This is a genomic window from Cupriavidus respiraculi, from assembly GCF_914271545.1.
GTDB classification, from domain to species: Bacteria; Pseudomonadota; Gammaproteobacteria; order Burkholderiales; family Burkholderiaceae; genus Cupriavidus; species Cupriavidus respiraculi.
The window spans coordinates 767,163-779,052 of the sequence record NZ_CAJZAH010000002.1 but is presented as its reverse complement, the minus strand read 5'-3'; the positions used below and the strand labels follow the sequence as shown (position 1 = coordinate 779,052).

Here is an 11,890-nt window from a genome sequence, read left to right as displayed (position 1 = left end):
CCTTACCATGCAGCGCTTTGGCGGAGGTCGATCGATGTATTGGAAGGGATGGCTGGGCGCATGCCTGTTGGCTCTTGCGGCCAGCGCCTCGGCGCAGGAGCCGATCCGGCTTGGCGTGGTGGAAGGCATGTCGGGCGCGTTCGCGAACGCGGGCGAGGCGGTGGTGCGCAATCTTCGGCTTGCGGTGGACCGGGTCAACGCACGCGGTGGCGTGAAGACCGCCGAGGGCCAGCGGCCCATGGAACTGGTGCTGTTCGACAGCAAGGGCAATGTCGACGAGAGCCTGATCCAGTTTCGCGGCCTGGTCGACCGGCGCATCCCTTTCGTGCTCCAGGGCAACAGCTCTGCGGTCGCCGGCGCGCTCGTCGGCGCGGTCAATCGCCACAATGCCCGCCAGCCCGACGCCCGGGTGCTGTACCTCAACTACTCGGCCGTGGATCCGAGTCTGACCAACGAGAACTGCAGCTTCTGGCATTTCCGCTTCGACGCGAGCGCCGACATGCGCATGCAGGCGCTGGCCGAGGTGATCCGCGCGGACACCAGCGTTCGCCGCGTCTACCTGATCGCGCAGGACTACAGCTTCGGCCATCAGGTTTCGCGCTTCGCGCGGGACATGCTGGCCGCCAAGCGGCCCGACATCCGCATCGTCGGCGACGAATTCCACCCGATCGGCAAGATCAAGGACTTCGCTCCCTACATCGCGAAGATCAAGGCCAGCGGCGCGGACGCCGTGATCACCGGCAACTGGGGCAACGACCTGACGCTGATGGTCAAGGCGGCCCGCGAGGGCGGGCTGGGCGCGAAGTTCTATACCTTCTACGGCAACGGCCTTGGCGCGCCGGCGGCGATGGGGGACGCGGGCGTCGACAAGGTGCTGGCGGTCGCCGAGTGGCATCCCAATGTCGGCGGGGCGGCCTCGGATGCCTTCTACCAGGCCTTCCGTACGCGCTATCCCGACCCGAAGGACGACTATGTCCACCTGCGCATGCAGATGATGGTCGAGATGCTGGCGCGGGCGATCGAGAGCGCCGGCTCCACCGATGCCGTCAAGGTCGCGCGGGCGCTGGAGGATATGCGCTTCGTCAATGAATTCCATGAAGCCACCGTGCGCGCGTCCGACCATCAGGTCATCCAGCCGCTCTACGTATCGGTGATGGGGCGGCAGGGCGGGGAAGTTCGCTTCGACAACGAGGGCTCGGGCTACGGCTTCCGTACCGTGAAGCGGCTCAAGGCGGCGCAGACCACCTTGCCGACGACCTGCAAGATGGAGCGCTTCTAGCCGGCCGGACGCCCGGCTTTCCCTGCGGGAAAGAGTTGGGCTATAATCCGCGGCTTGTCGTCAGACAGCGCCGCCCGATTTTCGGGCAGTGGCTCCGGCGGCACAGAGCACGACGCATGCGGCGCATCCCGCGCTGCAGCGTTCGCAAGTGAAAGGAAACATCATGTCGATTGCAGATACCAAAAAGTCGGACGTCATCAAGAAGTTCGCCCGCGCAGCCAACGATACCGGCAGCCCGGAAGTGCAAGTGGCCCTGCTGACCACGCGCATCAACGAACTGACCCCCCACTTCAAGGCCAACATGAAGGATCACCACAGCCGCCGCGGTCTGCTGCGCATGGTGAGCCGTCGTCGTCGCCTGCTGGATTACCTGAAGTCCAACGATGCGGACCGCTACCGCGCTCTGATCGAAGCACTGGGCCTGCGTAAGTAAGGACCAGTCGGATGGCGGCACGAGTCGAAGCACCGCACGCCTTCGCGTGAAGCCACGATGCCTGCGTCAGCTTGCTGATGCAGGCATTTTGCTTTTCTGGCGCCCGCATCGCCCCGGCGCCGCCTTCCTGCTGTGATGGTCGTTTCACTTTAGGCAATGGACCGCACGGTCCGTCGCCCGTTGCGCCAGGGTGTGCGACGGAGTAATTTATTTCGTTCTTTTCGTTTTTTGACACCGGAGTCGGCCAAGGAATCGGGGCTTTGTGTCATTCCAACGCGTTATCGGCACCCTCGGTGGCGCGCTGGAATGGCATAGCACTTCCCTGTGACTGCGTCCGACAGCGATCCGGCAGTTTGCCCGCGGCTGAAAACGCGGGCTACGCACGCTAGTGCAAGCAGATCAAAGGAACGCTCATGACCATGTTCAATAAGGTCGTCAAGGAATTCCAGTGGGGCCAGCATACGGTCCGCATGGAAACCGGCGAAATCGCCCGCCAGGCAGGCGGCGCTGTGCTGGTCGATGTGGAAGATACCGTGGTGCTCGCGACCGTCGTGGCCGCCAAGCAGCCCAAGCCGGGCCAGGACTTCTTCCCGCTGACCGTCGACTACATCGAGAAGACCTATGCCGCCGGCAAGATTCCCGGTGGTTTCTTCAAGCGTGAAGGCCGCCCGTCGGAAAACGAAACGCTGACCTCGCGCCTGATCGACCGGCCCCTGCGTCCGCTGTTCCCGGAAGGCTTCTACAACGACGTCCAGGTGGTGATCCACGTGGTGTCGCTGAACCCGGAAGTGCCCGCCGACATCCCCGCGCTGATCGGCGCCTCGGCCGCGCTGGCCGTGTCGGGCATTCCGTTCAATGGCCCGGTGGGCGCCGCCCGCATCGGCTTCCAGGACGGCCAGTACCTGCTGAACCCGACCCGCTCGCAACTGGCCAGCTCCGAACTGGACCTGGTGGTCGCCGGTACCGAGCGCGCCGTGCTGATGGTGGAATCGGAAGCCAACCAGCTGTCCGAGGAAGTGATGCTGGGCGCCGTGGTCTACGGCCACGAGCAGATGCAGGTCGCAATCAACGCCATCCATGATCTGGTGCGCGAAGGCGGCAAGCCGGAGTGGGTGTGGGAAGCCGCGGCCAAGAACGAACCGCTGATCGCCAAGGTCGGCGAGGTTGCGCTGCCGCTGCTGCAGGAAGCCTATCAGCTGCGCCAGAAGGCCGCGCGTTCGCAGAAGCTGAAGGAAGTCTACGCGACCGTGCAGACGCGCCTGGCCGAAGCCGGCGTGGAAGCCGACAAGGTCGAGGTGGGCAATATCCTGTTCGACATCGAGGCGAAGATCGTCCGTGGCCAGGTGCTGGCCGGCGAGCCGCGTATCGACGGCCGCGACACCCGCACGGTGCGCCCGATCGAGATCCGCTCCTCGGTGCTGCCGCGCGCCCACGGTTCGTCGCTGTTCACCCGTGGCGAGACGCAGGCGCTGGTCGTGGCCACGCTCGGCACCAAGGGCGACGAGCAGATCATCGACGCGCTGTCCGGCGAATACCGCGACCGCTTCATGCTCCACTACAACATGCCTCCGTTCGCCACCGGCGAAACGGGCCGCGTGGGCTCGCCCAAGCGCCGTGAAATCGGTCACGGCCGCCTGGCCAAGCGCGCGCTGATCCCGGTGCTGCCGAAGGACGACGAGTTCGCCTACACGATCCGCCTGGTCTCGGAAATCACCGAGTCCAACGGTTCCTCGTCGATGGCGTCCGTCTGCGGCGGTTCGCTGGCGCTGATGGATGCGGGCGTTCCCATCAAGGCCCATGTGGCCGGCGTGGCGATGGGCCTGATCCTGGAAGGCAACAAGTTCGCGGTGCTGACCGATATCCTGGGCGACGAGGATCACCTCGGCGACATGGACTTCAAGGTGGCCGGCACGGACAGCGGCATCACGGCGCTGCAGATGGACATCAAGGTCCAGGGCATCACCAAGGAAATCATGCAGGTCGCGCTGGCGCAGGCCAAGGAAGGGCGCCTGCATATCCTGTCGAAGATGCAGGAAGCGATGGGCCACGCGCGCACCGAGCTGTCGGAGCACGCGCCGCGCATGATCACCATGAAGATCCATCCGGACAAGATCCGCGAGGTGATCGGCAAGGGCGGCTCGACCATCCAGGCGCTGACCAAGGAAACCGGCACGACCATCGACATCCAGGAAGACGGCACGATCACGATCGCCTCGACCTCGACCGAAGGCATGGCCGAGGCCAAGCGCCGCATCGAGGGCATCACGGCGGAAGCCGAGGTGGGCAAGATCTACAGCGGCACCGTGCTCAAGCTGCTGGACTTCGGCGCCATCGTGAACATCCTGCCGGGCAAGGACGGCCTGCTGCATATCTCCGAGATCGTCAACGAGCGCGTCAAGGACATCAAGGACTGGCTGAAGGAAGGCCAGCAGGTGCGCGTCAAGCTGATCCAGGCCGATGAGAAGGGCCGTCTGCGCCTGTCGCTGAAGGCCGCGATGGCGGACGAGGGCGGCACCATCGCCCCGATCGCCGGCGGCGACGCACCGGCCGCCGCGCCGGGCGAGCAGCAACAGCAGCAACAATCCGAGCAGGACCAGCAACAGTAAGTACGCGGTTGCTGCGGGAAAAACGGCTGGCGATGTCCAGCCGTTTTTTTGTTTACACTGCCGCGAGTCCCTCAGGGGCCCCACTGTCCACGATTCCAGACACATCATCATGCGGCCGCGCCGCGCCGCGCCGCATCAGCCAGGAGCAGCAATGCAAGCCATCGAGATCCGAGAATACGGCGCCCCCGAAGTCCTGCAACTTACCGAGCGTCCCGACCCGGTCGCGGGCCCGGGCGAGATCCTGATTCGCGTGACCGCCGCGGGCATCAATCGTCCCGATGTGTTCCAGCGCACCGGCAACTATCCCGTGCCGCCGGGCGCCTCCGACCTGCCCGGCCTCGAAGTGGCCGGCGAGGTGGTTGGCGGCGATCTCTCGCACGCCGACAACCGCTTCGGCCTGAAGGTCGGCGACCGCGTCTGCGCGCTGGTTCAGGGCGGCGGCTATGCGCAGTTGTGCGTCGCGCCGGCGGCCCAGTGCCTCCCGGTGCCGGAAGGGCTTGGCGATATCGAGGCGGCGGCGCTGCCCGAGACGTTCTTCACGGTGTGGAGCAATGTGTTCGACCGCGGCTATCTGGGTCGCGGTCCGCGCGGCAAGGAGGAGACGCTGCTGATCCAGGGCGGCTCGAGCGGAATCGGCACGACCGCGATCCAGATCGCCAAGGCCTTGGGCTTCAAGGTTTTCGTGACGGCCGGCAGCGCGGAAAAGTGCCAGGCGTGCCTGGACCTGGGCGCCGATCATGCCATCAACTACAAGACCCAGGATTTCGCCGCCGAGGTCAAGGCACTGACGGGCGGCAAGGGTGTCGACGTGATTCTCGACATGGTGGCCGGCTCGTACCTCGCGCGCGAACTGTCGTGCATTGCGGACGACGGCCGCATCGTCGTCATCGCGTTGCTGGGCGGCGCCAAGGCGGAGATTCCGCTTGGCGACATCCTGCGCCGCCGCATCACGATCACCGGCTCCACGCTGCGTCCGCGTCCGGCGTCGTTCAAGGGCGCGATCGCCAAGGCCCTGCATGAGCAGGTGTGGCCGCTGCTCGCGGCGGGCGAGATCAAGCCCGTGATCCACCAGGTCTTCCCGGCCGCGCAGGCGGCCGACGCGCATCGGCTGATGGAGTCGAGCGAGCATATCGGCAAGATCGTGCTGACCTGGTAAGTGGCAACTGCCTTGGCGCGGGTCTTTCGACCCGCCGCCGTAGCGCCCCAGTATTCGCCGCGCTACAATAGCGGGTTTGATCCTGAGAGGCGCTCCCGTGAGACAAAAGCTCGTCATCGGCAATTGGAAGATGCATGGCAGCCTGGCCACCAACGAAGCCCTGCTGAACGGCATCAAGGCGGCCTCCGCCAGCGCCCGCCTTGCGGTGTGCGCCCCGTTCCCGTATCTGGGCCAATGCCAGGCGTTGCTGACGGGCACTCAGGTGGCCTGGGGTGCGCAGGACGTGTCCGCCGAGGCGCGTGGCGCATTTACCGGCGAGGTGGCCGCCTCCATGTTGGCCGAATTTGGCGCAAGCTATGCGCTGGTCGGGCACTCCGAGCGCCGGTCCTATCATGGCGAGTCCGATGCCACCGTTGCCGCCAAGGCCCTGCGGGCGCTGGAATTCGGCATCGTTCCGGTGGTCTGCGTCGGCGAGACGCTGGCCGAGCGCGAGGCTGGCCAGACCGAGGCCGTGGTGGGCCGCCAGTTGCAGGCCGTGCTCGATGCGCTGTCGGTCGAGCAGCTTGGCCGCATCGTGCTGGCCTACGAGCCGGTGTGGGCCATTGGCACCGGCAAGACCGCCAGCAGCGCGCAGGCCCAGGCCGTCCACGCCTTCCTGCGTTCCCGCGTGGCCGCCCGCGATGCCGGCGTGGCCGAGCGAATGGCCATGTTGTATGGCGGCAGCGTCAAGCCCGACAATGCCGCCGAACTGTTTTCCATGCCCGACATCGACGGGGGCCTCATCGGGGGCGCCTCGCTGAAGTCGGAAGATTTTCTCGCGATCGGCAACGCCTGATGCCGGCCGTACCGATCGTCTGATCAGGCAAGTGAATCGAATCAAATGGCAATTTTCAAGACTCTGTTGATGGTCGCGCAGGTGCTCTCCGCACTGGGCGTGATCGGCCTGGTGCTGCTCCAGCACGGCAAGGGCGCCGACGTCGGCGCGGCGTTCGGCTCCGGCGCTTCCGGCAGCCTGTTCGGCGCCACCGGCTCGGCCAACTTCCTGTCGCGTACCACGGCGGTGCTGGCCACGCTGTTCTTCATCTGCACGCTGGCGCTGACGCTGCTGGGCAACTACAAGCCGGCCGCTTCGCTGGGTGTGATGGGCGCCGCGCCGCAGGTCGCGCCGGCCCCGCAGGCTGCTTCGGCGCCGGCGGCTTCGGGCGTTGCGGCATCGGCTCCGGGCGCTCCCGCAGTACCGAAATAATCCGGCTTCGCGGCCCTGCATTCCCGAAGATTTTTGCGATTGTGCGTTGAACAAAACGGGTTTCATGGGTTAGAATGCGAGGCTTGAAACGATTCCCCAGCGACGGTTCCCCGGCCATGCGGTTGCGCTAAAATGCGCCGCAAGTCAGAGTTCCGAAGGGCTTGAAACCCGGCGCCAGGCAATATTGTTTCTCCCCCAGCCGACGTGGTGAAATTGGTAGACACGCTATCTTGAGGGGGTAGTGGCGAAAGCTGTGCGAGTTCGAGTCTCGCCGTCGGCACCAAACAACTTGATCGGAATCCGCTCCCGGGCAATGCCCCGACGAGGGGTTCCGGCAGTCCGCAAGGCGGCGCCGTGGTTCTGCGCAATGGCGCTGGGCGCTTGGGGTGGGCAACAGGACGCCGCTTGAGCTGGTGCTGTTGACAACATTCCAGATAAGGCTGGCCGTACCTTGAATCTCGAAGCCTATTTCCCCGTCCTTATTTTCATCGTGTTCGGCGTCGTGCTCGGCGTTGCACTGATGTCGATCGGCCGTATTCTCGGCCCGAACAAGCCCGACTCGGCGAAGCTGTCGCCATACGAGTGCGGCTTTGAAGCGTTCGAGGACGCGCGCATGAAGTTCGACGTGCGCTACTACCTCATCGCTATCCTGTTCATTCTGTTCGATCTCGAAACCGCTTTCCTGTTTCCGTGGGGCGTCGCGCTCCAGGATATCGGTTGGCCTGGTTTCATCGCCATGGGCGTGTTTCTGCTGGAATTCATCGTGGGCTTCGTCTACATCTGGAAAAAGGGCGCGCTCGATTGGGAGTGATGTGATATGGCAATCGAAGGCGTTCTCAATGAAGGCTTCGTCACGACTACCGCTGACAAGCTGATCAACTGGACCCGCACCGGGTCGCTGTGGCCGATGACGTTCGGCCTTGCCTGCTGCGCCGTGGAAATGATGCACGCGGGCGCGTCGCGCTACGACATGGACCGCTTCGGCGTGATCTTCCGTCCGTCGCCGCGCCAGTCCGACGTGATGATCGTTGCCGGCACGCTGTGCAACAAGATGGCGCCGGCGCTGCGCAAGGTGTACGACCAGATGGCCGAGCCGCGCTGGGTCATCTCGATGGGCTCGTGCGCCAACGGCGGCGGCTACTATCACTATTCGTATTCGGTGGTGCGCGGCTGCGACCGCATCGTGCCCGTCGACATCTATGTGCCGGGCTGCCCGCCGACGGCCGAAGCGCTGATCTACGGCATCATCCAGCTGCAGAACAAGATCCGCCGCACCAACACCATCGCGCGCAAGGGTTGACATGGCAAAGCTCGATACCCTCAAGGCCGCGCTGGAAAAAGCCCTCGGCAACCGTGTGCAGACGCTGGTCGAGAACCTTGGCGAACTGACGTTGATCGTCAAGGCCGAGGACTATCTCGATGCAGCCCGCATCCTGCGTGACGAACCTTCGCTGCGTTTCGAACTGCTGCTGGACCTGTGCGGCGTGGACTATTCCGCCTACGGCGACGGTGCCTGGGACGGTCCCCGTTTCGCCGCGGTCACGCATCTGCTGTCGATCACGCACAACTGGCGCCTGCGCGTGCGCGTGTTCGCGCCGGATGACGACGTGCCGGTGGTGCCGTCGCTGATCGACGTCTGGAATTCGGTGAACTGGTTCGAGCGCGAGGCGTTCGACTTCTTCGGCATCATCTTCGAAGGCCACCCGGACCTGCGCCGCATCCTGACCGACTATGGCTTCGTCGGACACCCGTTCCGCAAGGATTTCCCGACGTCGGGCTATGTCGAGATGCGCTACGACCCCGAGCAGAAGCGGGTCATTTACCAGCCGGTCACCATCGAGCCGCGCGAGCTCACGCCGCGCGTGATCCGCGAGGAAAACTACGGCGGCCTGAAGCACTGACCCGCACTGAGAACCCGCGATGGCAGATATCAAGAATTACACCCTGAATTTCGGTCCGCAGCACCCGGCGGCGCACGGCGTGCTGCGGCTCGTGCTGGAGCTGGACGGCGAGGTGATCCAGCGCGCGGACCCGCACATCGGCCTGCTGCACCGTGCCACCGAGAAGCTGGCCGAGCAGAAGACCTGGATCCAGAGCGTGCCCTACATGGACCGTCTCGACTATGTGTCGATGATGGCCAACGAGCACGCCTACGTGATGGCGATCGAGAAGCTGATCGGCCTGGACGTGCCGATCCGCGCGCAGTACATCCGCGTGATGTTCGACGAGATCACGCGCCTGCTGAACCACCTGATGTGGATCGGCTCGCACGCCCTCGACGTGGGCGCGATGGCGGTCTTCCTCTACGCCTTCCGCGAACGCGAGGACATGTTCGACATGTACGAGGCGGTGTCCGGCGCGCGCATGCACGCGGCCTACTACCGCCCGGGCGGCGTCTATCGCGACCTGCCCGACACGATGCCGCAATACAAGGCGTCGAAAGTCCATAACGAGCGCGCGATCAAGGCGATGAACGAGGCGCGCTCCGGCTCGCTGCTGGACTTCATCGAGGACTTCACGAACCGTTTTCCGAAGTACGTCGATGAATATGAGACGCTGCTGACCGATAACCGTATCTGGAAGCAACGTCTGGTGGACATCGGCGTGGTCAGTCCCGAACGCGCGCTGCAGCTGGGCTTTACCGGCCCGATGCTGCGCGGCTCGGGCATCGCGTGGGACCTGCGCAAGACGCAGCCCTACGAGGTGTACGACCGCATGGATTTCGATGTGCCGGTCGGCGTGGGCGGCGACTGCTATGCGCGCTATCTGGTGCGCGTGGAAGAAATGCGCCAGTCCAACCGCATCATCAAGCAATGCGTGGAATGGCTGCGGCGCAATCCCGGCCCGGTGATGAGCGACAACCACAAGGTTACGCCGCCGTCGCGGGTCGAGATGAAGTCGAACATGGAAGAGCTGATCCACCATTTCAAGCTCTTTACCGAAGGCGCGCACGTGCCGGAAGGCGAGACCTACGCGGCGGTCGAGCACCCGAAGGGTGAGTTCGGCATCTATGCGATTTCGGACGGCGCGAACAAGCCGTACCGGCTCAAGATTCGCGCCCCGGGTTTCTCGCATCTGTCGGCGCTCGATGAAATGGCCAAGGGCCACATGATCGCGGATGCGGTCACGATCATCGGCACGCAGGACATCGTCTTCGGCGAGATCGACCGCTAAGGACACAGGCCGCCGGCCCCGGACGACGATCCGGACGCCGGCGCCCGCAGCCCGCCATCGGGCCGCGGCGCGCAGATGCGGCACACCGGCATGCGCGCAGCATGCGGGCAAGGACAACGCAGCGACGGCTGCAACTCTGCGAGGCGCGCCATCAGCGACGTGCCCCGCTCGTGATTCGGCGTATTACGGCAACGACCATGCTATCAGCAGAAGCTCTCAAGGAAATCGATCGCGCGATCGCCAAGTATCCGGCCGACCAGAAGCAGTCGGCCGTGATGGCGGCACTGGCCGTCGCGCAGGGCGAAGTGGGCTGGGTTTCCCCGGAGGTCATGCAGTTCGTGGCCAGCTACCTCCAGATGCCCCCGGTGTGGGTGGAGGAAGTCGCCACGTTCTACAACATGTACGACACCAGGCCGGTCGGCAAATTCAAGCTGAGCGTCTGCACCAACCTGCCTTGCGCCCTGTCGGGCGGCGAACGCGCCGGCGAGTACCTGAAGCGCAAGCTCGGCATCGACTACAACGAAACCACCCCGTGCGGCACCTTCACGCTGAAGGAAGGCGAATGCATGGGCGCCTGCGGCGACGCGCCGGTGATGATAGTCAACAACACCCGCATGTGCAGCTTCATGAGCGACGAGAAGCTGGATGCGCTGGTGGACGAACTGAAGCTGGAAGCGGCCAAGGGGGACAAGCAATGACCTCTCTGCACGATCGCCATATCAAGCCGCTGATCCTGGCGGGCCTGGATGGCCAGAACTGGCACCTCGAAGACTACGTCAAGCGTGGCGGCTACCAGCAACTGAAGCGCATCCTGACCGAGAAGATCGCCCCCGAGCAGGTGATCGCGGACGTCAAGGCGTCGGGCCTGCGCGGGCGCGGCGGCGCGGGCTTCCCGACGGGGCTGAAGTGGAGCTTCATGCCGCGTCAGTTCCCCGGCCAGAAGTACCTCGTCTGCAATACCGACGAGGGCGAGCCCGGCACGTTCAAGGATCGCGACATCATCCGCTACAACCCGCACGCGCTCATCGAAGGCATGGCCATCGGTGCGTACGCGATGGGCATCACCGTGGGCTACAACTACATCCACGGCGAGATCTGGAACGAATACAAGATCTTCGAGCAGGCGCTCGAGGAAGCGCGCGCCGCCGGTTTCCTCGGTGACGACATCCTGGGCTCCGGCTTCAGCTTCCAGCTGCATGCCCACCATGGCTACGGCGCGTACATCTGCGGCGAGGAAACCGCGCTGCTCGAATCGCTGGAAGGCAAGAAGGGCCAGCCGCGGTTCAAGCCGCCTTTCCCGGCCAGCTTCGGCCTGTATGGCAAGCCGACCACGATCAACAACACCGAGACGTTCGCCGCGGTGCCGTTCCTGCTGGCGGTCGGCCCGGAGAACTACGCGAAGATGGGCAAGCCGAACAACGGCGGCACCAAGATCTTCTCGGTCTCGGGCGATGTCGAGCGGCCCGGCAACTACGAGATTCCGCTGGGCACGCCGTTCGCCACGCTGCTGGAATTGGCCGGTGGCATGCGCGGCGGCAAGCGCATCAAGGCGGTGATCCCGGGCGGCTCGTCCGCGCCGGTGGTGCCGGGCGACCTGATGATGGCGTCCGACATGGACTACGACTCGATCGCCAAGGCCGGCTCGATGCTGGGCTCGGGCGCGGTGATCGTGATGGACGAGACGCGCTGCATGGTTCGCTCGCTGCTGCGCCTGTCGTATTTCTACTTTGAAGAATCGTGCGGCCAGTGCACGCCGTGCCGCGAAGGCACGGGCTGGCTCTACCGCATGGTGAACCGCATCGAGCATGGGGAAGGGCGCCAGGAAGACCTGGACCTTCTGAACAACGTTGCCGAAAACATCATGGGCCGCACCATCTGCGCGCTCGGCGATGCGGCGGCGATGCCGGTCCGCGGCATGCTCAAGCACTACTGGAAAGAGTTCGAGTATCACGTCGAACACAAGCAGTGCATGGTTCCGGCGTACTCCTAAGCGTGG

Annotated in this window: 12 protein-coding genes and 1 tRNA gene; all 13 read left to right on the top strand. The window is 64.8% G+C overall.

Translation table 11 applies throughout. The features are described from left to right. The first annotated feature begins 34 nt into the window (after nucleotides 1–34). Nucleotides 35–1,279, top strand: a complete 1,245-nt coding sequence (locus LDO27_RS11400; protein ID WP_224041852.1) for a branched-chain amino acid ABC transporter substrate-binding protein — start codon at nucleotides 35–37, stop codon at nucleotides 1,277–1,279. 163 nt (nucleotides 1,280–1,442) lie between these two features. Next, complete coding sequence (gene rpsO / locus LDO27_RS11395; protein ID WP_222201482.1) at nucleotides 1,443–1,712, top strand: 30S ribosomal protein S15; 270 nt, start codon at nucleotides 1,443–1,445, stop codon at nucleotides 1,710–1,712. A 413-nt stretch (nucleotides 1,713–2,125) separates the two neighbouring features. Then, a complete protein-coding gene (gene pnp, locus LDO27_RS11390; RefSeq protein WP_224041850.1) occupies nucleotides 2,126–4,318 on the top strand; it encodes a polyribonucleotide nucleotidyltransferase in 2,193 nt (730 codons plus the stop codon). A 151-nt stretch (nucleotides 4,319–4,469) separates the two neighbouring features. Then, a complete protein-coding gene (locus LDO27_RS11385; RefSeq protein ID WP_224041848.1) occupies nucleotides 4,470–5,474 on the top strand; it encodes an NAD(P)H-quinone oxidoreductase in 1,005 nt (334 codons plus the stop codon). 97 nt (nucleotides 5,475–5,571) lie between these two features. Then, the gene (tpiA, locus tag LDO27_RS11380; RefSeq protein WP_224041846.1) at nucleotides 5,572–6,309 is read left to right on the top strand and encodes a triose-phosphate isomerase; all 738 of its coding nucleotides are present in this window, start codon (nucleotides 5,572–5,574) and stop codon (nucleotides 6,307–6,309) included. Between the two features lie 45 nt (nucleotides 6,310–6,354). Then, a complete protein-coding gene (gene secG / locus LDO27_RS11375) occupies nucleotides 6,355–6,720 on the top strand; it encodes a preprotein translocase subunit SecG (protein ID WP_222201478.1) in 366 nt (121 codons plus the stop codon). Nucleotides 6,721–6,918: 198 nt separating this feature from the next. Further along, nucleotides 6,919–7,003 (top strand) — tRNA-Leu (locus LDO27_RS11370). A gap of 168 nt (nucleotides 7,004–7,171) precedes the next feature. Then, nucleotides 7,172–7,531 (top strand): NADH-quinone oxidoreductase subunit A, encoded by a 360-nt coding sequence (locus LDO27_RS11365; protein ID WP_222201477.1) that lies wholly within the window; start codon nucleotides 7,172–7,174, stop codon nucleotides 7,529–7,531. 6 nt (nucleotides 7,532–7,537) lie between these two features. Next, nucleotides 7,538–8,020 carry a NuoB/complex I 20 kDa subunit family protein gene (locus tag LDO27_RS11360; protein WP_151023252.1) on the top strand — a complete coding sequence of 161 codons (483 nt, stop codon included), beginning with the start codon at nucleotides 7,538–7,540 and terminating at the stop codon, nucleotides 8,018–8,020. A 1-nt stretch (nucleotide 8,021) separates the two neighbouring features. Further along, nucleotides 8,022–8,621, top strand: a complete 600-nt coding sequence (locus LDO27_RS11355) for an NADH-quinone oxidoreductase subunit C (RefSeq protein ID WP_224041844.1) — start codon at nucleotides 8,022–8,024, stop codon at nucleotides 8,619–8,621. A gap of 19 nt (nucleotides 8,622–8,640) precedes the next feature. Continuing rightward, nucleotides 8,641–9,894 carry an NADH-quinone oxidoreductase subunit D gene (locus tag LDO27_RS11350; RefSeq protein ID WP_222201475.1) on the top strand — a complete coding sequence of 418 codons (1,254 nt, stop codon included), beginning with the start codon at nucleotides 8,641–8,643 and terminating at the stop codon, nucleotides 9,892–9,894. Nucleotides 9,895–10,091: 197 nt separating this feature from the next. Further along, complete coding sequence (nuoE, locus tag LDO27_RS11345; protein WP_222201474.1) at nucleotides 10,092–10,592, top strand: NADH-quinone oxidoreductase subunit NuoE; 501 nt, start codon at nucleotides 10,092–10,094, stop codon at nucleotides 10,590–10,592. Continuing rightward, nucleotides 10,589–11,884 carry an NADH-quinone oxidoreductase subunit NuoF gene (gene nuoF / locus LDO27_RS11340; protein WP_222201473.1) on the top strand — a complete coding sequence of 432 codons (1,296 nt, stop codon included), beginning with the start codon at nucleotides 10,589–10,591 and terminating at the stop codon, nucleotides 11,882–11,884. Before nuoE ends, nuoF begins: the two co-directional genes overlap by 4 nt. Nucleotides 11,885–11,890: the final 6 nt, after the last annotated feature.

What these genes read in the sequence shown, in the direction of transcription:
- rpsO (WP_222201482.1), top strand. Translation starts at nt 1,443, where the DNA reads ATGTCGATTGCAGATACCAAAAAGTCGGACGTCATCAAGAAGTTCGCC.
- LDO27_RS11350 (WP_222201475.1), top strand. Translation starts at nt 8,641, where the DNA reads ATGGCAGATATCAAGAATTACACCCTGAATTTCGGTCCGCAGCACCCG.
- LDO27_RS11355 (WP_224041844.1), top strand. Translation starts at nt 8,022, where the DNA reads ATGGCAAAGCTCGATACCCTCAAGGCCGCGCTGGAAAAAGCCCTCGGC.
- secG (WP_222201478.1), top strand. Translation starts at nt 6,355, where the DNA reads ATGGCAATTTTCAAGACTCTGTTGATGGTCGCGCAGGTGCTCTCCGCA.
- LDO27_RS11360 (WP_151023252.1), top strand. Translation starts at nt 7,538, where the DNA reads ATGGCAATCGAAGGCGTTCTCAATGAAGGCTTCGTCACGACTACCGCT.
- LDO27_RS11385 (WP_224041848.1), top strand. Translation starts at nt 4,470, where the DNA reads ATGCAAGCCATCGAGATCCGAGAATACGGCGCCCCCGAAGTCCTGCAA.
- nuoE (WP_222201474.1), top strand. Translation starts at nt 10,092, where the DNA reads ATGCTATCAGCAGAAGCTCTCAAGGAAATCGATCGCGCGATCGCCAAG.
- pnp (WP_224041850.1), top strand. Translation starts at nt 2,126, where the DNA reads ATGACCATGTTCAATAAGGTCGTCAAGGAATTCCAGTGGGGCCAGCAT.
- nuoF (WP_222201473.1), top strand. Translation starts at nt 10,589, where the DNA reads ATGACCTCTCTGCACGATCGCCATATCAAGCCGCTGATCCTGGCGGGC.
- LDO27_RS11400 (WP_224041852.1), top strand. Translation starts at nt 35, where the DNA reads ATGTATTGGAAGGGATGGCTGGGCGCATGCCTGTTGGCTCTTGCGGCC.